Source organism: Rubrivivax soli (genome assembly GCF_049810355.1).
Taxonomy (GTDB): Bacteria; Pseudomonadota; Gammaproteobacteria; order Burkholderiales; family Burkholderiaceae_C; genus Rubrivivax.
Window position 1 is genome coordinate 4,697,528 of the sequence record NZ_CP187368.1, and the last position, 18,691, is coordinate 4,716,218.

General features: G+C 71.8%; 18 protein-coding genes and 1 tRNA gene. 11 read left to right on the plus strand and 8 right to left on the minus strand.

Going from position 1 to position 18,691, the window contains the following annotated elements; translation table 11 throughout:
* Positions 1-2: 2 nt before the first annotated feature.
* Complete coding sequence (locus ACPOLB_RS21575) at positions 3-1,157, minus strand: efflux RND transporter periplasmic adaptor subunit (protein ID WP_425258101.1); 1,155 nt, start codon at positions 1,155-1,157, stop codon at positions 3-5.
* The gene (locus ACPOLB_RS21580; RefSeq protein ID WP_425258102.1) at positions 1,154-1,825 is read right to left on the minus strand and encodes a TetR/AcrR family transcriptional regulator; all 672 of its coding nucleotides are present in this window, start codon (positions 1,823-1,825) and stop codon (positions 1,154-1,156) included. Before ACPOLB_RS21580 ends, ACPOLB_RS21575 begins: the two co-directional genes overlap by 4 nt.
* Before the next feature lie 130 nt (positions 1,826-1,955).
* Between ACPOLB_RS21580 and ACPOLB_RS21585 the strand changes: the two genes are divergently transcribed.
* Entirely contained in the window at positions 1,956-2,813 is an 858-nt protein-coding gene (locus ACPOLB_RS21585) for an undecaprenyl-diphosphate phosphatase (protein ID WP_425258103.1), read from the plus strand.
* Here ACPOLB_RS21585 and trmB read toward each other — a convergent pair.
* Positions 2,783-3,595, minus strand: coding sequence for a tRNA (guanosine(46)-N7)-methyltransferase TrmB (gene trmB / locus ACPOLB_RS21590; RefSeq protein ID WP_425261956.1), 813 nt, complete (start codon positions 3,593-3,595; stop codon positions 2,783-2,785). The genes ACPOLB_RS21585 and trmB overlap by 31 nt on opposite strands.
* Positions 3,596-3,647: 52 nt before the next feature.
* On the opposite strand from trmB, the gene ACPOLB_RS21595 reads away from it, so the two are divergent.
* The 3 genes from ACPOLB_RS21595 to ACPOLB_RS21605 all read left to right on the plus strand — a co-directional run bounded on the left by ACPOLB_RS21595 (position 3,648) and on the right by ACPOLB_RS21605 (position 5,551).
* Entirely contained in the window at positions 3,648-4,463 is an 816-nt protein-coding gene (locus ACPOLB_RS21595) for a DUF4399 domain-containing protein (protein WP_425258104.1), read from the plus strand.
* A 28-nt stretch (positions 4,464-4,491) separates the two neighbouring features.
* Positions 4,492-4,565, plus strand: a tRNA-Gly gene (locus tag ACPOLB_RS21600).
* A 56-nt stretch (positions 4,566-4,621) separates the two neighbouring features.
* On the plus strand, positions 4,622-5,551 hold the full coding sequence (locus tag ACPOLB_RS21605) for a GGDEF domain-containing protein (protein WP_425258105.1): 930 nt from the start codon (positions 4,622-4,624) through the stop codon (positions 5,549-5,551).
* 24 nt (positions 5,552-5,575) lie between these two features.
* Here the strand turns inward: ACPOLB_RS21605 and ACPOLB_RS21610 are convergent, their stop codons facing one another.
* Positions 5,576-7,066 (minus strand): NAD-dependent succinate-semialdehyde dehydrogenase, encoded by a 1,491-nt coding sequence (locus ACPOLB_RS21610; RefSeq protein ID WP_425258106.1) that lies wholly within the window; start codon positions 7,064-7,066, stop codon positions 5,576-5,578.
* 168 nt (positions 7,067-7,234) lie between these two features.
* Between ACPOLB_RS21610 and alaS the strand changes: the two genes are divergently transcribed.
* On the plus strand, positions 7,235-9,859 hold the full coding sequence (gene alaS, locus ACPOLB_RS21615; RefSeq protein WP_425258107.1) for an alanine--tRNA ligase: 2,625 nt from the start codon (positions 7,235-7,237) through the stop codon (positions 9,857-9,859).
* Between the two features lie 19 nt (positions 9,860-9,878).
* On the opposite strand, the gene ACPOLB_RS21620 is transcribed toward alaS, so the two are convergent.
* Positions 9,879-10,634: a ChaN family lipoprotein gene (locus ACPOLB_RS21620; RefSeq protein ID WP_425258108.1), complete on the minus strand. Its 756-nt coding sequence runs from the start codon at positions 10,632-10,634 to the stop codon at positions 9,879-9,881.
* 109 nt (positions 10,635-10,743) lie between these two features.
* Here ACPOLB_RS21620 and ACPOLB_RS21625 point away from each other — a divergent pair, with 109 nt between their 5' ends.
* From ACPOLB_RS21625 to ACPOLB_RS21640, 4 genes are all read left to right on the plus strand, one after another.
* Complete coding sequence (locus ACPOLB_RS21625) at positions 10,744-11,610, plus strand: ribokinase (RefSeq protein WP_425258109.1); 867 nt, start codon at positions 10,744-10,746, stop codon at positions 11,608-11,610.
* Between the two features lie 11 nt (positions 11,611-11,621).
* Complete coding sequence (locus ACPOLB_RS21630) at positions 11,622-12,563, plus strand: nucleoside hydrolase (RefSeq protein ID WP_425258110.1); 942 nt, start codon at positions 11,622-11,624, stop codon at positions 12,561-12,563.
* Positions 12,564-12,627: 64 nt separating this feature from the next.
* Entirely contained in the window at positions 12,628-13,167 is a 540-nt protein-coding gene (locus ACPOLB_RS21635) for a GNAT family N-acetyltransferase (protein ID WP_425258111.1), read from the plus strand.
* 18 nt (positions 13,168-13,185) lie between these two features.
* Positions 13,186-13,968 (plus strand): UPF0149 family protein, encoded by a 783-nt coding sequence (locus ACPOLB_RS21640; protein ID WP_425258112.1) that lies wholly within the window; start codon positions 13,186-13,188, stop codon positions 13,966-13,968.
* 22 nt (positions 13,969-13,990) lie between these two features.
* Here the strand turns inward: ACPOLB_RS21640 and ACPOLB_RS21645 are convergent, their stop codons facing one another.
* The 3 genes from ACPOLB_RS21645 to ACPOLB_RS21655 are packed head-to-tail and all read right to left on the minus strand — an operon-like array spanning position 13,991 to position 16,903.
* On the minus strand, positions 13,991-14,986 hold the full coding sequence (locus tag ACPOLB_RS21645; RefSeq protein ID WP_425258113.1) for a cytochrome d ubiquinol oxidase subunit II: 996 nt from the start codon (positions 14,984-14,986) through the stop codon (positions 13,991-13,993).
* Positions 14,983-16,338 (minus strand): cytochrome ubiquinol oxidase subunit I, encoded by a 1,356-nt coding sequence (locus ACPOLB_RS21650; protein ID WP_425258114.1) that lies wholly within the window; start codon positions 16,336-16,338, stop codon positions 14,983-14,985. The genes ACPOLB_RS21645 and ACPOLB_RS21650 overlap by 4 nt, the downstream gene beginning before the upstream one ends.
* A gap of 4 nt (positions 16,339-16,342) precedes the next feature.
* Positions 16,343-16,903 carry a GbsR/MarR family transcriptional regulator gene (locus tag ACPOLB_RS21655; protein ID WP_425258115.1) on the minus strand — a complete coding sequence of 187 codons (561 nt, stop codon included), beginning with the start codon at positions 16,901-16,903 and terminating at the stop codon, positions 16,343-16,345.
* A 97-nt stretch (positions 16,904-17,000) separates the two neighbouring features.
* On the opposite strand from ACPOLB_RS21655, the gene coaBC reads away from it, so the two are divergent.
* Together coaBC and dut are read left to right on the plus strand one after the other, a co-directional pair.
* The gene (gene coaBC / locus ACPOLB_RS21660) at positions 17,001-18,230 is read left to right on the plus strand and encodes a bifunctional phosphopantothenoylcysteine decarboxylase/phosphopantothenate--cysteine ligase CoaBC (protein WP_425258116.1); all 1,230 of its coding nucleotides are present in this window, start codon (positions 17,001-17,003) and stop codon (positions 18,228-18,230) included.
* Positions 18,227-18,676: a dUTP diphosphatase gene (gene dut / locus ACPOLB_RS21665; protein ID WP_425258117.1), complete on the plus strand. Its 450-nt coding sequence runs from the start codon at positions 18,227-18,229 to the stop codon at positions 18,674-18,676. Before coaBC ends, dut begins: the two co-directional genes overlap by 4 nt.
* The last annotated feature ends 15 nt before the right edge of the window (positions 18,677-18,691 follow it).

Below are 18,691 nucleotides of genomic sequence, written 5' to 3' on the forward strand. Positions count from 1 at the left end.
TGCTACGGCGTGCCGGCCAACTGCAGCGGCGTGCCTTCGCGCAGTGCGCCGACACTGCCGCGCAGCACGGTGTCTCCTTCGGCCACGCCGGCCAGCACCTCGACGGCCTCCTCGGTGCCGCGGCCGAAGTCGGCGTCGCCGCGCAACCCCGGCTGCAGCGGCCGCAGCGCCGCGCGCCCGCCGGCCACCACCAGCACGTAGGGCCGTGCCTGGTCATGACGCACGGCGCTGGCCGGCACCAGCAGCGTGGTGGTGCGCTGCAGTTCGACCTGGCCGCGGGCAAACAGGCCCTGGCGCAGGCCGGGCACGGGCTCCAGCCGCAGGTAGGCCATCACGGCCCGCGTGCCGGCCTGCGTGGCCGGATTGATGCGCAGCACACGTGCCGGCACGGGCTGCGCCAGGCCGTCGATCTGCACGCGTGCGCTCTGGCCCACGCGCAGCGCCGGCACGTCCTCTGGCGCGACCGCGGCTTCGAGCTCGATGCGCGCGAGGTCGACGATCTCGACGATGCGGGCGTCCAGCGCCAGCCGCTCGCCCGGCTGCACGAAGCGCTGCGCCACCAGCCCGGCCAGCGGTGCGAGCACCTCGGTGTCGCGCACGGCCTTGCGCGCCAAATCGGCGGCGGCGCGTGCGGCCTGCAGCGTGGCCTGTGCTGCCGCGGCGCTGTTCACCGAGGTGGCCAGCGCCGTCTGGCTGATGAAGCCCTGGTCCACCAGCGCCTGGTTGTTGCGCTGCGTGCGCTGCGCGATCTCCAGCTGCGCCTGCGCGTTGGCGACCTGGTCCTCGGCCTGGCGCAGGCGCAGCTGCACGTCGGTGGCGTCGAGGCGGCCGATCAGCTGCCCGGCCAGCACGCGGTCGCCTTCGCGCACCGACAGCTGCAGCAGCTCGGCCGCCACGCGTGCCTTCACGACCGCGCTGTCCACCGCCTTCAGGCTGCCCGAGACGCCGAGCGTGGCGACGAGCTCGCCGCGCCGCGCCGCGGCGACGTCGGTGGCGGCCAGCTGCAGCGGCAGCGCGGGCGCGGACGCGGCACCGGCGGCCGGTGCCCGTGCCGCCGTGCCGCGCGGGCTGCCCAGCCAGCGCACCGCTCCCAGCGCGGCCAGGGCCACCGCCAGCACGGCCACGAGGCCGACGAACCGGCGCCGCCGCGACGTCATGGGCACAGGGCGGGGCCGGATTCGCCGGAGCGAGTCTGCAGCCCGCGCAGCGTGATCTCCATCTGCGTGCGCAGGATCGCCGCCGGGTCGAGCTCGACGCCGTGCACCGGGCAGGCGCCGAACGAGTGCCGGTGCAGCGCGTGGAAGATCATCGGCGCCATCAGCGCGTGCGCCACCTCGTGCACGGGCAGCGGGCGGAACTCACCGCTGTCGATGCCGCGCTGCACGACGCTGGAGAACAGGCGGTCTGCCGGCGCGATGACCTCGTCGGTGTAGAACTGCGCCAGCTCGGGGAAGTTGCGCACCTCGGCCAGCACCACCTTGTGGATGCCGGCGGCGGCTTCCTCTTCCATGCGCTGCCACCAGGTCTGCATCAGCGCGACGATCAGGTCCGAGGCCCGGCCCTGGAAGCTGTCGACCATCTCCTGGCCCTCGGCGATGCGGCTGGCCAGGTTCTGGCGCACCACGGCCTTGAACAGCTCTTCCTTGCTCGGGTAGTACAGGTACAGCGTCCCCTTGGAGACGCCGGCGGCGCGCGCCACTTCTTCCGAGCGCGTGGCGGCGAAGCCCTTGGCGACGAACAGCGCGAGCGCTGCGTCCAGCAGTTCCTGCGGACGGGTTTCCTTGCTGCGCCGGCGCGGCGTGGAGGGGGAATCGGAGGTGTGCATCAATTACTGACCGGTCGGTCAGTAATGTAGCCACTGCCTGCCGGGCCGGTCAAGCCGCGGCGGCGGCGTCGTTATCATGCGCGGCCGCCGCCCGGCGCGGCACCGCCCACCCCCACGCGAGAACACTGCCTTGGACCCGATCCTGCTGCTGAAGGCCGCCATCATGGGCGTGGTGGAGGGGCTCACCGAGTTCCTGCCGATCTCGTCCACCGGGCATCTGATCCTGGCCGGTTCGCTGCTGGACTTCACCGGCGAGACCGCCAAGGTCTTCGAGATCGCGATCCAGACCGGCGCCATGTTCGCCGTGATCTGGCAGTACCGCGAGCGTCTGGCGCGGACCGTGACGGGCCTCACGCACGACCCGCAGGCGCAGCGCTTCGCGCTGAACGTGCTGATCGCCTTCGTGCCCGCGGTGGTGCTGGGACTGGCCTTCGGCAAGCTGGTAAAGGCGCACCTGTTCCACCCGGTGCCGGTGGCCACGGCCTTCATCGTCGGCGGCTTCATCATCCTGTGGGTCGAGCGACGCCACCGCCGCCAGTTCGGCGACCGCGACCTCGAAGGCCAGCGCCGCGCGCGGGTGGAGACGGTCGACGACATGGGGCCGGTGGACGCGCTGAAGGTCGGCCTCATCCAGTGCCTGGCGCTGTTGCCGGGCACCAGCCGCTCGGGCGCCACCATCATCGGCGGCATGGTGTTCGGCCTGTCGCGCAAGTGCGCCACCGAGTTCAGCTTCTACCTGGGCATTCCGACGCTGATGGGGGCGGGTGCCTATTCGGTGTGGAAGCAGCGTGAGGCGCTGCACGTGGCCGACCTGCCGATGTTCGCGGTGGGCCTGGTGTTCGCGTTCTTCAGCGCGCTGCTGTGCATCCGCTGGCTGATCCGCTTCGTCAGCACGCACGACTTCACCGGCTTCGCCTGGTACCGCATCGTCTTCGGCGGCATCGTGCTGCTGACGGCCTACACCGGGCTCGTCGACTGGTCGGCCTGAACGCTGCGCCTGAACACCAGGTCCCAGACACCGTGGCCGAGCTTCAGGCCGCGGGCCTCGAACTTCGTCAGCGGGCGCCATGCCGGGCGCTCGGCGTAGCCTGCCGCCGTGTTGGCCATGCCGGGCGCGGCCGACAGCACCTCGAGCATCTGCTCGGCGTAGGGCTGCCAGTCTGTTGCGCAGTGCAGGTAGCCGCCGGGCGCCAGCCGCGAGCGCACCAGGTCCACGAAGGCCGGCTGCACGATGCGGCGCTTGTTGTGGCGCTTCTTGTGCCAGGGGTCGGGAAACCACAGGTGCACGCCGGCCAGGCTGCCGGGCGCCACCATGTCGCGCAGCACCTCGACGGCGTCGTGCTCGATCAGCCGCAGGTTCGTCAGCCCGCCTTCGCCGATGCGCTTGAGCAGCGCGCCGACGCCGGGCCGGTGCACCTCGCAGCCGATCAGGTCGTGCTCCGGCAGCGCGGCGGCCACCTGCGCCGTGGCGTCACCCATGCCGAAGCCGATCTCCAGCAGCAGCGGTGCGCCGCGGCCGAAGACGGCCGTGGTGTCCAGCGGCTGCGGCGCGTAGGGCAGCACGAAGCGCGGGCCCAGTTCGGCCAGCGCCCGTTGCTGGCCGGGCCCGAGGCGGCCGGCGCGCAGCACGAAGCTGCGCAGGGGGCGGTGTTGCGGTGGTTGCATGGCGGCGCGCAGTGTAGCCAGCAGCCCGGGCCACGCGGCGGCGCGGCTGCCCAGCACCGGCGGGAAGCCCGTCACCCACAGTGGCACCGGCTGCCGTGCGACCATCGCCGACCGTTCTTCGTTGCACCGTTCGTTCATGCCTCCCGCGCTCTCCGCCTTGACCACACTGGCCCTGCTGGCCGCCCTTGCCACCGCCAGCCTGGTGGCCGCCCCCCGGCCGGCCCTGGCACAGGCCGCCCCGACCAGCCAGACCGATCCACGCGCGCCGCACCCCTGGGTGGTGCCGGCGCCGCGCCTGAACCGCGCCACCTACTTCACGAACCTGCAGGACGGCGCGCGCATCGAGACACCCTTCGTCGCGAAGTTCGGCCTGACCGGCTTCGGCCTCGCGCCCATCAGCAAGCCAGTGCCTGGGGCCGGCCACCACCACCTGCTGGTCGACCGCGAACTGCCGCTCGACTTCAGCAAGCCGCTGCCCTTCAACGACCAGTACATCCACTTCGGCAAGGGGCAGATGGAGACGGTGCTGAACTTCCCGCCCGGCACCTACACGCTGCGCCTGGTGCTCGCCGACGACCGCCACATCCCGAACTTCATCTACAGCAAGCCCGTGAAGGTGACGGTGACGAAGAAGAACGCCGTCGACCCGCAGACGCTGTTGCGCCCGGGCGTGTCCATCGTCGAGCCCGCCGAAGGTGCCACGCTGCGCGGGCCGCTGCGCGTGGTGATGCACGCGTCGGCGCTGAACGTGTCGCACACCGCGCTGGCCGAACCCGGCAGCGGCCACTTCCGCCTGACGCTGAAACCCGAGGGCGGCCGCGAGGAAAGCATCGCGCTCGTCAACGGCCACACCGAGGTCTGGCTGAACCCGCCGGCCGGCAACTACAGCGCGGTGGTCGAGTTCATGGCCAACGCCGCGCCGGGCCGCGTGCTGGCCAGCGCGGCGCCGGTGCGCTTCCGCGTCGAGCGCTGACGCCGCCGCGCTAGAATCCGCGGCGTTCGCGGGTGTAGTTCAATGGTAGAACGGCAGCTTCCCAAGCTTCATACGAGGGTTCGATTCCCTTCACCCGCTCCAGTCTCCCGCCCTGCATGCCCGCTGCCGATGCCGGCTGATCCACCTGGGGCCCGCGCATGACCTCGACCGTCCCGACGACCGGCGTGCCGGCTGCGCTGCGCGTGCTGTGCGTGGTGCCCGCGCTGCCGGTGCTGGATGGTGCGCAGTGGGGTCCGTTCGACCTGGTGCCGTGTGCCTCGTTGGCCGCGCTGTCGCATGCGCTGGGCCAGGCCGCCGCCGATGCCTTGCTGATCCAGCCGCAGGACGCCGCCGAACTGGTGGCCTGGCCGGGCTTGTCGCAGGCGGTGCTGGACTGCGCCGTGGTCGTGCTGCTGCACACCGATGCCGGCACCGCGCTGCCGCTGCTGCAGCTGGGTGTGCAGGACGTGCTGCCCCCGGGCGACGCCGACGCCACCGCGCGCGCGCTGCGGCTGGCGGTGGAACGCAAGCAGCTCGAGCGCATCGCGCGCAAGGCCTACGCCACCGACCTGTCCACCGGCCTGCCCAACCACACGCAGCTGCTGGAGCACATGACGCACCTGCTGGCGCTGCGCGAACGCGAGCCGGCACCGATGGCGCTGATCGTGCTGCGGGTCGAAGGCCTGGCACGGCTGGGCGAGGCACTGGGCGCCGAATCGGCCAACGTGCTGCGGCGCAAGGCCGCGGTGCGGCTGCGTTCGGCGCTGCGCGCCAGCGACGTCGTGGCTTCGATCGGCAGCGACGCGTTCGCGGTGCTGCTGGCGTGGATCGATTCGCCGCAGGACGGCGAGCGCGTGATGGCGAAGATGGCGCAGTCGCTGGCCCAGCCCTTCACGGTGACCGGGCGCACGCAGACGCTGGCGGTCAGCGCCGGCATCGCGTCGTACCCCGAACACGGCAAGGACGCCGACGGCCTGCTGCGCCGCGCCCTCGGCCAGGCCGCCCAGGTGGCCACGGTGGGCCACGCCGGACTGGCCAGCCGCGCCGACCGCGGCAGCGACGCGGCAGCCAACGACGACGAAGCCTGAACGGCCGCCGCGGCGCGCCCCGCGCTACTTCAGGATGTCGCCCAGGCAGAGGTACTTGATCTCGACGTAGTCGTCCATGCCCTGGTGCGCGCCTTCGCGGCCCAGGCCGCTTTGCTTGACGCCGCCGAACGGCACCTCGGCCGTCGAGATGAGCCCGGTGTTGACGCCCACCATGCCGTACTCCAGCGATTCGCCGACGCGGAAGATGCGGCCGATGTCGCGGCTGTAGAAGTAGCTGGCAAGGCCGAACTCGGTGTCGTTCGCCAGCGCGATGGCCTCGGCCTCGGTCTCGAAGCGGAACACCGGCGCCACCGGGCCGAAGGTCTCCTCCTTCGCGCACAGCATCTCGGCCGTCACGCCGGCCAGCACCGTGGGCTGGAAGAAGCGTGCGCCCTTGGCGGCGTCGCGCTGGCCGCCGGTGAGCACCTGCGCGCCCTTGGCCACGGCGTCGGCCACGTGGGCCTCGACCTTGGCGAGTGCCGCGTCGTCGATCAGCGGCCCCTGCGTCACGCCGGCCTCGAAGCCGTTGCCGACCTGGATCGCCTGCGCGCGCGCGGCCAGCTTCTGCACGAAGGCATCGTGGATGCCGGCCTGCGCATAGATGCGGTTGGCGCAGACGCAGGTCTGGCCGGCGTTGCGGTACTTGCTGGCCAGCGCGCCTTCGACGGCGCTGTCGAGGTCGGCGTCGTCGAAGACGATGAAGGGCGCGTTGCCGCCGAGTTCCAGGCTCAGCTTCTTCACGGTGGATGCGCACTGCCGCGCCAGGATGCGGCCGACCTCGGTGCTGCCGGTGAACGACAGGTGGCGCACGACGTCGCTGCTGCACAGCACCTTGCCGATCTCGACGCTGTTGTCGGCGTCGGCGCACAGCACGTTCAGAACGCCCGCGGGCATGCCGGCTCGCTGCGCGAGCTCGGCCACGGCCAGCGCCGACAGCGGCGTCTGCTCGGCCGGCTTGATGACCACCGGGCAGCCCGCGGCCAGCGCCGGCGCGACCTTGCGCGTGATCATCGCTACGGGGAAGTTCCACGGCGTGATCGCCGCGCACACGCCGATGGGCTGCTTGATGACGAGGTAGCGCTTGTTGTTGTCGGTGGTGGGAATGGTCTCGCCGTAGACGCGCTTGGCCTCTTCGGCGAACCATTCGACGAAGCTGGCGCCGTAGACCACCTCGCCACGCGCCTCGGCCAGCGGCTTGCCCTGCTCGGCGGTCATGATCCGCGCCAGGTCGTCGGCATGCTGGTGCAGCAGCGCGAACCACTTCATCAGGATCGCGGCGCGTTCCCTGGCCGTCTTCGTGCGCCACGGGCCCCAGGCCTTCTGCGCTGCCGACAGCGCTGCCGCCGCGTCCACCGGGCCCAGGTTGGCCACGCGCGCGAGTTCGGCGCCGGTGGCGGGGTCGGTGACGGCAAAACGCGCACCGTTGCCGGCGACCCACTCGCCGTTGACGAGGCCGTCGGTCTTCAGCAGGCCGGGTTCCTTCAGGGCGGCCAGGGGCGAGGTCGTGGTGTCCATGGGCGTCGTCGCGTGGTGGCACCGCAAGGCGGCGGGGCGCTGATCATAGGTGCGCGCGCCGGGCTGGTGGCGGGGCGTCGGCAGGCACCCCCCACCTATAATCCAAGGTCGTGTCGGAGTTGCCCGAACAGGGCTTTCGACACCCCGAATCCCACCGAAAGCCGCCGGATGAAAGCCTCCGAGATCCGTTCCACCTTCCTGAAGTTCTTCGAGTCGAAGGGCCACCAGATCGTCGCCAGCTCGCCCGTGGTGCCGGGCGACGATCCGACGCTGCTGTTCACCAACGCCGGCATGAACCAGTTCAAGGACGTGTTCCTGGGCTTCGACAAGCGGCCGTATTCGCGCGCCACCACCAGCCAGAAGTGCATCCGCGCCGGCGGCAAGCACAACGACCTCGAGAACGTGGGCTACACCGCGCGCCACCACACGTTCTTCGAGATGCTGGGCAACTTCAGCTTCGGCGACTACTTCAAGCACGACGCGATCCGCTACGCGTGGGAGCTGCTCACGGTGCACTTCAAGCTGCCCGCGGACAAGCTCTGGGCCACCGTGTACGCCGAGGACGACGAGGCCTACGACATCTGGCTGAAGGACATCGGGCTGCCGCCGGAGCGCATCGTGCGCATCGGCGACAACAAGGGCGGCCGCTACATGTCCGACAACTTCTGGATGATGGGCGACACCGGCCCCTGCGGCCCGTGCAGCGAGATCTTCTACGACCACGGCCCCGACGTGGCCGGCGGCCCGCCGGGCTCGGCCGAGCAGGACGGCGACCGCTACATCGAGATCTGGAACAACGTCTTCATGCAGTTCAACCGCACCGAGGACGGTGTGATGCACAAGCTGCCGAAGCCGTCGGTCGACACCGGCATGGGCCTGGAGCGCCTGGCCGCGGTGCTGCAGCACGTGCACAGCAACTACGAGATCGACACCTTCCGGCACCTGCTGGCGGCGGCCAAGAGCGCCGTCGACGCGGCCGGCGGCGGCGACTGCGATGCCGACAGCCCGAGCCTGAAGGTCATCGCCGACCACATCCGCGCCTGCAGCTTCACGGTGGCCGACGGCGTGATCCCCGGCAATGAAGGCCGCGGCTACGTGCTGCGCCGCATCACGCGCCGCGCGATCCGCCACGGCTACAAGCTGGGCGCGCGCAAGCCCTTCTTCCACACGCTGGTGGCGGCGCTGGCCGACGAGATGGGCGACGCCTACGCCGAGCTGCGGCGCGACAAGCTGCGCATCACCGAGGTGCTGAAGCAGGAGGAAGAGCGCTTCTTCCAGACCATCGCCAACGGCATGGAGATCCTGGAAGCGGCGCTGGCGGGCGGCGGCGGCATCGACGGCGACACCGCGTTCAAGCTGCACGACACCTTCGGCTTCCCGCTGGACCTGACGGCGGACGTCTGCCGCGAGCGTGGCGTGAGCGTCGACGAAGCCGGCTTCCAGACGGCGATGCAGCGCCAGCGCGAGCAGGCACGCAGCAAGGCCAAGTTCAAGATGGCCGCCGGCCTCGACTACGACGGTGGCGCCACCGCGTTCCACGGCTACGAGCACCTGGTCTGCGAGACCAGCAAGGTCACGGCGATCTACATCGACGGCTCGCCGGTGCAGCGCGCCGCGGCCGGCGACGATGCCGTGATCGTGCTCGACCACACGCCGTTCTACGCCGAGAGCGGCGGCCAGGTCGGCGACACCGGCGAGCTGCGCAACACGCGCAGCCGCGTGCTGGTGGAGGACACCATCAAGATCCAGGCCGCGGTGCACGGTCACCAGGGCCGCATCGTCGAAGGCGCGGTCGAGATCGGCGACGTGCTGGTGGCGCGCGTGAACGGCGAGCAGCGCGCGAAGACCATGCGCAACCACAGCGTCACGCACCTGATGCACAAGGCGCTGCGCGAGGTGCTGGGCGCGCACGTGCAGCAGAAGGGCTCGCTCGTGAACGCCGAGCGCACGCGCTTCGACTTCGCGCACAACGCGCCGGTGAGCGACGCCGAGATCACGAAGATCGAGGCCATCGTCAACGCCGAGATCCTGGCCAACGCCGCCACGCAGGCGCGCGTGATGCCGATCGACGAGGCCCAGAAGGTCGGCGCGATGATGCTGTTCGGCGAGAAGTACGGCGACGAGGTGCGCGTGCTCGACATCGGCAGCAGCCGCGAGCTTTGCGGCGGCACGCACGTGGCGCGCACCGGCGACATCGGCATCTTCAAGATCGTCGCCGAAGGCGGCGTGGCCGCGGGCATCCGCCGCATCGAGGCCGTCACCGGCGACAACGCGCTGGCCTACCTGCAGCAGCTCGAAGGCACGGTGCACACGCTGGCCGGCACGCTGAAGGCGACGCCGGCCGAGGTGCCGGGCCGCGTGGCCGCGGTGCTGGAGCAGGTGCGCGCGCTCGAGAAGGAGATCACCGCGCTGAAGAGCAAGCTGGCGTCGTCGCAGGGCGACGACCTGGTGGCGCAGGCGGTCGACGTGAAGGGCCTGAAGGTGCTGGCCGCGGTGCTGCAGGGCGCCGACGCGAAGACGCTGCGCGAGACGCTGGACCAGCTGAAGAACAAGCTGAAGACGGCCGCCATCGTGCTGGCCGCGGTCGACGGTGGCAAGGTGCAGCTGGCGGCCGGCGTCACCGCCGACAGCATCGGCCGCGTCAAGGCCGGCGAGCTGGTGAACTTCGTCGCCCAGCAGGTGGGCGGCAAGGGCGGCGGCAAGCCCGACATGGCGATGGCCGGCGGCACCGATGCCGCGGCACTGCCCGCAGCACTGGCCTCGGTGGCCGGCTGGGTGGGCGAACGCGCCTGAAGGGCCGCCGGAGCCGGCTTCAGCCGGCGGGCCGGCCCTGCATGCGCTGGCGCAGGGCCTCGCAAGGGTCGGGGCGCGGTGTCGCCTGCGCCGGGCGCTGCTCGTCGGCGGGCAGCGTGGCGGCACCGCCGCCGAACATCACCACCCGCAGTGGCGTGCCCGGCGCCAGGTGCAGCGGCACGCCGCGGTCGCGCGCCGCGTGCTGCGCGCCCGTGAGCAGCAGCACCTGCTGGCCCGGCCGCGCCTGCTGCAGCGCCGCCTGCACGGTGGCTGCCATCGCACGGTCGCGCGCGATCTGGATGCGCACCATGCCCGGCTCCTGCGATGCCGGCAGCAGCCCGCAGTGGCCCGTGCGCACGGCCTCGGCCAGCTTGTCGCGGGCCGCTGCCGGCAGCGTGGCGTCGAGCGTGGTGTCGGCCATCGCGGCGCGGTGGCCGCTGCGTGGCGCGTTGCCGCCCAGCACCGGCACGCCGGCCTGCACCGCCCGCAGCACCACCGCCGCGTAGGCGTCCCAGGGCCAGCCGGTCCAGGCCAGGGCCTCGCGCACGCGGGCCGCGTCCGCGTCGCGCGGCAGCCCGCGCGTGTCGCGTCCGCGCTCGGCCATCTCCAGCACCACGGCGGCCAGGCGGCCTTCGCGTGCCAGCGCCGAGACGGTGTCGGCTACCTGGCGCTGCTGGTCGGGCTGGTCGTGGGCTTCGCCGAAGATCAGCACGGCGGGCGGCGCCGCGTCCGGCTGCGGCGCGGCACAGCCTGCGAGCAGGACGGCCGTCAGCATGGCCGCCAGGGCGGCTACCGCGGGAGGCGATGCAGGGCGGCGATGCGTCGGCACGGGCATCGCGCGAGCATACGCCGCACGCCCGCGCGGCCTTTGCTATCGTGCCGCGATGATCGCAGTAACAGGATCGCTCAACATCGACCTCGTGGCCCGCGTGCCGCGCATTCCCCGGCCCGGCGAGACGGTGCTCGGCTCCACGCTGACTCGCCACCAGGGCGGCAAGGGCGGCAACCAGGCCGTTGCCGCCGCACGGCTGGGCGCGGCGGTGCGCTTCTACGGCGCGGTCGGCGATGACGGCTTCGGCGCCGAGCTCAGCGAGGCGCTGCGCGACGAGTGCATCGACACCAGCGGCCTGCGCCGGGTCGCCGGCGCCAGCGGCTGCGCGCTGATCAGCGTGGCCGACGACGGCGAGAACGCCATCAGCGTGCTGCCCGGCGCCAACCAGCACGCGCCGCTGCCGCCGGGCGTCTGGCCACGCGAGCTGCGGGCGCTGCTGCTGCAGCTGGAGATCCCGCTGCCGACCGTGGTCGCCTGGGCCGAGCGTGCGCACGCCGCGGGCGTGCCCGTGTGGCTGAACGCCGCGCCGATGCAGGCGCTGCCGCCGGAGCTGCTGGCGCTGCTGGACCTGCTGGTGGTGAACGAAGGCGAGCTGGCCGCGCTGGGCGCCGCCGACGTGCGGGCGGCGGCTGCGCTGGGGCCGCGGCGCGTCGTCGCCACGCTGGGCGGCCGTGGCGCCGTGGCCTGGGACGGCCGGCAGCTGCTGCAGCAGCCGGCGCACGACATCTGGATGATCGACAGCACCGGCGCCGGCGACACCTTCACCGGCGCGCTGGCGGCGTCGCTGGTGCAGGGCCGCGGCTTCGACGAAGCGCTGCACCGGGCCGGCGTGGCGGCAGCACTCGCCTGCGGCAAGGTCGGCGCGCGCGAAGGCATGCCCACGGCGACCGAGCTGGACGCCGAGATCCTGGCCGAGTGACGGGCCCCGGCATGGCGCGCAAGCTCTGGCTCGACACCGACCCGGGTTTCGACGACTGGATGGCCTGGGCGCTGCTGGAGGCCGACCCGCAGTTCCACCTGCTCGGCGTCAGCGTGGTGGCGGGCAACGCGCCGCTTCCGGTGACGCTGGCCAACGCGCTGGCCATCCGCGCGCTGCACGGCTTCACGACCCCGGTGTTCGCTGGCTGCGCACGCCCGCTGGCGCAGCCGCAGAGCACGGCGCAGGACGTGCTGGGCGCGCACGGCATGCGCAGCACCGGGCCGTTGCTGCCGCCTGCCAGCCACGGTCTGTCGGCCGGCCACGGCGTGCAGGCGCTCGTGGACGCGGTGCGCGCGCACCCGGGCCAGGTCACGCTGCTGGCGGTGGGCCCGCTGACCAACGTGGCCACCGCCTTCGCGCTGGCGCCCGAGCTGCCGCAGCTGCTGCAGGCGCTGGTCATCATGGGCGGCAGCACCGTGGGCGGCAACGCGACCGCGGCGGCCGAGTTCAACATCCACGCCGACCCCGAGGCGGCAGCGCGGGTCTTCGACAGCGGCATCCCGGTGGCGATGTTCGGGCTCAATGCCTGCCGGCAGCTCGCGGTGGGCGACGGCCACGTGCAGCAGCTGCGCACGCTGCGCGGCGAGGCGGCGCGCATCTTCACCGGCTACTTCGACGGCTATGTGGACCTGGCCCGCGTGCGCGGCCGCGCGGCGCAGGCGCTGTACGACCCCACGCCGGTGGTCTGGCTGGCGCGGCCCGAACTGTTCACGCTGCAGCCCGGGCGCGTGGAGATCGAGCTCGGCGGCCGCTACACGCGTGGCATGACGGTGTGCGACCTGCGCCCGCCGGCACGGGCCCGCGCCAACGCCCAGGTGGCGCTGCAGGCCCAGGGGAGGCCGGCGCTCGAGTGGGTGATGGAGCGGCTGCTGGCGCTGCTCGCGCGCACCTGAGCCGCGTGTGAAGATCGCGGCCTCGCCGCCGAGTCGTTCCCCCTCTTCACCGCCGGAGCCCGCGATGACCGCATCGCCCATCACGCTGCGCCGCAGCACCACCGCCGACGCCGCCGACATGGCCCGCATCATGGGCGACCCCGAGGTCGTGCCGGGCACGCTGCAGATGCCCTACACCAGCGTCGAGCTGTGGCAGGCGCGCCTGGCCGACAACAACACGCCCGGCAAGCCCGACCTGCACCTGGTGGCCGAGCGCGATGGCCGCATCGTCGGCAGCGCCGGCCTGCACCCGATGCCGCAGCTGCGCCGGCGCCACGTGGCGATGCTGGGCATCACGGTGGCCGGCGAGGCGCAGGGCCAGGGCGTCGGCAAGGCGCTGATGCAGGCCCTGTGCGACTACGCCGACCAGTGGGCGCAGCTGCTGCGCATCGAGCTCACGGTGTTTGCGGACAATGCGCGGGCCATCGCGCTGTACCGCCAGTTCGGTTTCCAGACCGAAGGCACGCACCGCGCGTACGCGATGCGCCACGGCGTCTACACCGACGTGCTGGCGATGGCGCGCCTGCATCCGCATCCACCCACCTTGTCCTGGCCTTCGGCCTGAGCCTTCCTGAAGCCTTCCATGTCCCGACTGCCCCGCAACAACAACCCGGCCGAGATCGCCGCCTTCGATGCCGTCTGCGAGCGCCTGGCCGGCTTCGACGACCGGTTGTCGCCCGAGTGGATCGACGGCTTCCTCACCGGCGTCGCCAGCGGCCCGGGCGCGGTGCCGCTGGACGACTGGCTGCCCGCGATGGCCGGCGACGCCTACGACCGCGCCTTCGCCGACCCCGACGACCGCGCGCAAGCCGAGCGCGCGCTGCGCACGCGTTTCGTCGTGCTGGCCGACCAGCTCGATGCCGAGGCGCTGTACGACGCGCCCGACGCGCTGCGGCTGGCGCCGCTGATGCTGAGCTGGGACGACGAGACGCGGGCCCGCGCCGTCAGCGAAGACGGTCTCACGCCCGAGCAGGCCGGCGAACTCGTGACCGGTGCCGACTGGGCCGACGGCTTCTTCGCCGCGCTGGCGCACTACAGCCCGCAGTGGCGCACCACGCCCGCGGCCGACGGCGAGGACGCCACGGCCTTGTTCACCGACCTGCTGGCGCAGGTGCATGCGCTGCGCCTGGCCGAAGGCAGCGAGGAACTGCGCGCGCACATCGAGGCGGTCTACAAGGGCGCGCCGACCGACCGCGACCGCCTCGTCGACGAAGCCTGCTACGCGGTGCAGGACCTGCGGCTGTGGTGGGCCGACCACGTGCCCAAGCCCGAGACGCGCCGCGTCGAGAAGACCCCGGGCCGCAACGACCCCTGCCACTGCGGCAGCGGCAGGAAGTTCAAGAAGTGCCACGGGGCCGCGGCCTGAATCCGGCCGCGGCGCGGCACCGTCAGGCGTACTGCAGCGGCCCCGCCTTGCCCCAGAACACGCGGTACGCAAACACCGTGTAGCCGACGATGGCCGGCACCGTGACGGCGCAGCCGATGGCGATGACGGCCAGCGACTCGGTGGCGCTCGCGGCCTGCCACAGCGTCAGCCGGTCCATCACCACGTAGGGAAACAGGCTGTAGGCCAGGCCGAAGGCGCCGAGCACGAACACGGCCACGGTCAGCACGAAGGGCAGCCAGCAGACCTTGCCGAGCACGCGGTGCGAGTTGAGGATGGCGCGCACGCCCACCAGCGCCGCCAGCGTCATCAGCGGGATCGGCAGCAGCGCGATCAGCTCGGGCATCGCGAACCACTTGCTGCGCACCGTGCTGCTGACCAGCGGCGTGGCCAGCGAGATCAGCCCCATGCCCACCACCACCGGCGCCCAGGCCAGCTTGGCCCAGCGCACCGCCAGGCGCTGCAGGTCGCCGTCGGTCTTCATGATCAGCCAGCCCGCGCCCAGCAGCACGTAGGCCGCCGGCAGCAGCAGCGCGATCGCCGCGGCGAAGGCCTGGTACTGCCAGCCTTCGCCGAAGCCGGTGATGTAGCGGCCCAGCATCCAGCCCTGCGCCGCCGCGGCGATGCCCGAGCCGGCGAAGAACGCGAAGTTCCAGGCCGGCTTGTGCGCGGCGTCGGCCTTGACGCGGAAGTCGAAGGCCACGCCGCGCAGGATCAGCCCCACCAGCATCAGCGCCACCGGCAGGTACAGCGCCGTCAGGATCATGCCGTGCGCCTTCGGGAACGCGATCAGCAGGATGCCCACGCCCAGCACCAGCCAGGTCTCGTTGGCGTCCCAGAAGGGGCCGATGCTGGCGATCATCGTGTCCTTGTGCGGGTCGTCGGCGCGATGCAGCAGCAGGCCGACACCGAGGTCGTAGCCGTCCAGCACCACGTAGGCCAGCATCGACAGGCCCATCAGGGCCATGAACACCACGGGCAGGGTGTCGGTCCAGTTCATGCGGTGCGCTCCTGGGGCTGCCGGGGCTGCGGCACGCCGGCGGGCAGGTCCACCGGCTTCTCGGCCATGTGCTTGATGACGCCCACGTAGGCCACCAGCAGCGCCAGGTAGACCGTGACGTACAGCGCCAGCGTCAGCGCGATCATCGGGCCCGGCACGCTGGAGGCCACCTCGTCCACGCGCAGCAGCCCGAACACGATGTAGGGCTGGCGGCCGACCTCGGTGACGTACCAGCCGGCCAGCGTGGCCACCCAGCCCGAGAAGGTCATGCCCGCCAGGCCCCACAGCAAGGGCCGCGGCAGCGCCTGCGCCTGCCAGCCGCGGCGCCGGTACAGCCACAGCCCGAGCCAGCTGGCCGCCAGCATCAGCAGCCCGGTGCCCACCATGATGCGGAAGCCGAAGAACACCGGCTTGACCGGCGGGTGCGCGCCGGGGAAGTCGTCCAGGCCGCGCAGTTCGCCGTTGCGGTCGTGCAGCAGCACCAGGCTCGCGCCCTGCGGGATGCCGATCTCGAAGCGGTTGCTGCGCGTGGCCTCGTCGGGCCAGGCGAACAGCAGCAGCGGGGCGCCGCGCTGGGTCTGCCAGATGCCTTCCATCGCCGCCACCTTCTGCGGCTGGTGCTGCAGCGTGTTCAGGCCGTGCAGGTCGCCGGCCAGGATCTGCAGCGGGATCAGCACCGCACCCAGCGTCAGCCCGGCGCGCAGCGCCTTCGGCGTCGAGGGGTTGGACTTGCCCTTCAGCACCTGCCAGGCGCTGACGCCGGCCAGCAGGAAGGCGACGGTCAGCCCCGAGGCCAGCAGCATGTGCACCAGGCGGTAGGGCAGCGAGGGGTTGAACACCACCTCGAGCCACGAACGCACGAAGAACTCGCCGTCGCGGATCTCGTGGCCGGCGGGCGTGTGCATCCACGAGTTGAGGCTGAGGATCCAGAACGCGCTCATCGTCGTGCCGAAGGCCACCAGGAACGTCGCCAGCAGGTGCACCCGTTCGCTGACGCGGCCGTGGCCGAACAGCATCACGCCCAGGAAGGTGGCTTCCAGGAAGAAGGCCGTCAGCACCTCGTAGCCCAGCAGCGGGCCGGCGATGTTGCCCACGCGTTCCATGAAGCCGGGCCAGTTGGTGCCGAACTGGAAGCTCATCGTGATGCCGCTGACCACGCCCAGGGCGAAGGTCAGCGCGAACACCTTGGTCCAGAAGCGGTAGGCGGCCAGCCAGCCGGTGTTGGCCGTCTTCAGCCAGCGCCAGCGGAAGAACAGCAGCGTCCAGCCGAGCGCGATGGTGATCGTGGGAAACAGGATGTGGAAACTGATGTTGGCGGCGAACTGCATGCGCGCCAGAAGCAGGGCGTCCATCGTGTCACTCCTTGGCCGGCGTCTTCAGCTTGCCGGTGAACTCGAGCAGCCGCTGCACCTTGGCACCCATCTTCATCAGCTGCGACAGCGTCTGCTGGTCCAGCCGCTGCACGTCGTCGAACCAGGTCGTCATCAGCTCGATCAGGTCGTGCATGCCCTTCATGCGCTGCTGCGCGACGCGATCTTCCTCGGTCTGCGGTTCTTCGAGCAGCGCGTTGCGCAGCATCGACAGCGTGGGTTCGATCTCGCGCCGGCGGCGTTCTTCGGCCAGCGTCTGGAAGATCTCCCAGGCGTCGCTGGGGGCGTCGAAGTACTCGCGGCGGTCGCCGGGCTGGTGGCGCAGCCGCACGAGGCGCCAGGACTGCAGTTCCTTCAGCCCCATGCTGACGTTGCTGCGGCTGAACTCCAGCTTCTCGGCGATCTCGTCGGCGTGCAGCGCCGCGGGCGAGACGAAGATCAGCGCGTAGATCTGGCCGACGGTGCGGTTGATGCCCCAGCGGCTGCCCATCTCGCCGAAGTGGCTGACGAAGCTGCGGACCAGGGGAGACAGCGCAGTGCTTGACATGCCTCAATGTTAGCTGAAGTTTCAGAAAAGACTGAAACTTCAGGAATGACATGCGGCCTGTCGGGTCGCGCGCGGTGCCCCTGCTAGAGTCCGCGCCATGTCGCGAACGACCGACCTGAAAGACCTGCAGGGCAGGCACATCCTCCTCGGCCTGAGCGGCGGCATCGCCTGCTACAAGGCGGCCGATCTCTGCCGCGAGCTGGTGAAGGCCGGCGCCACGGTGCAGGTGGTGATGACGGAGGCCGCGGCCCAGTTCATCACGCCGGTGACGCTGCAGGCGCTGTCGGGACGGCCGGTCTACACCAGCCAGTGGGACGCGCGGCCGGGCAACAACATGGCGCACATCGAGCTCTCGCGCGCGGCCGACGCGCTGCTGGTGGCGCCCGCCAGCGCCGACTTCATCGCGCAGCTGGTGCAGGGCCGTGCGGGCGATCTGCTGAGCCTGCTGTGCCTGGCGCGGCCGATCGAGCGCTGCCCGCTGCTGCTGGCGCCGGCCATGAACCGCGAGATGTGGCTGCACCCGGCCACGCAGCGCAACGTGGCCCAGGCGCAGGCCGACGGCGCGCGCGTGCTGGGCCCCGGCAGCGGCGCGCAGGCCTGCGGCGAGACCGGCGACGGCCGCATGCTCGAAGCCGCCGAACTGCGCGATGCGCTGATTGCCTTCTTCCAGCCCCAGCTGCTGGCCGGCCGCCGCGTGCTCGTCACCGCCGGCCCCACGTTCGAGGCCATCGACCCCGTGCGCGGCATCACCAACCTGAGCAGCGGCAAGATGGGGTTCGCGATCGCCCGCGCCGCCGCCGAGGCCGGAGCGCAGGTGACGCTGGTGGCCGGGCCGGTGCACCTGCCCACGCCGATGGGCGTGCAGCGCATCGACGTCACGAGCGCGCAGCAGATGTTCGACGCCGTGCTGCCGGCAGCACCCGCGCACGACATCTTCGTCGCCACCGCGGCCGTGGCCGACTGGCGCCCCGCGCAGCCGAACGCACACAAGATCAAGAAGGACGGCAAGAAGCTGGCGCCCAGCTTCGACCTCGTCGAGAACCCCGACATCCTGGCCGCGGTGGCGCGGCTGCCCGCCGCGCAGCGGCCGTGGTGCGTGGGCTTCGCCGCCGAGAGCCAGGACCTGGCGCGCCACGCGCGCGAGAAGCTGCAGCGCAAGGGCGTGCCGCTGGTGGTGGGCAACCTCGGACCGGCCACCTTCGGCCGCGACGACAACACGCTGCTGCTGGTGGATGCCGCGGGTGAACGCGAACTGCCGCCCGGCGACAAGCTGAGTCTCGCGCGCGAACTGGTGCGCGAGATCGCCCAACGCATGTCGACACGATGACCACGATCGACCTGCAAGTGCTCGATGCCCGCATGGCCGAGCAGCTGCCTGCCTACGCCACGCCCGGCAGCGCCGGCCTCGACCTGCGCGCCTGCCTCGATGCGCCGCTGCTGCTGGAGCCCGGCCAGACGGTGCTGATTCCCACCGGCATCGCCATCCACATCGGCGACCCCGGCCTGGCCGCGGTGATCCTGCCGCGCTCGGGGCTGGGCCACAAGCACGGCATCGTGCTGGGCAACCTGGTCGGCCTGATCGACAGCGACTACCAGGGCCCGCTGATGGTGAGCTGCTGGAACCGCGGCAGCAGCACGTTCACCGTGCAGCCGATGGAGCGCATCGCGCAGCTGGTGGTGGTGCCGGTGGTGCAGGCGCAGTTCCGGCGCGTCGACAGCTTCGATGCGTCGGCACGCGGGGCGGGCGGCTTCGGGTCCACCGGCAAGGCCTGAGCGGGCGGAACGCTG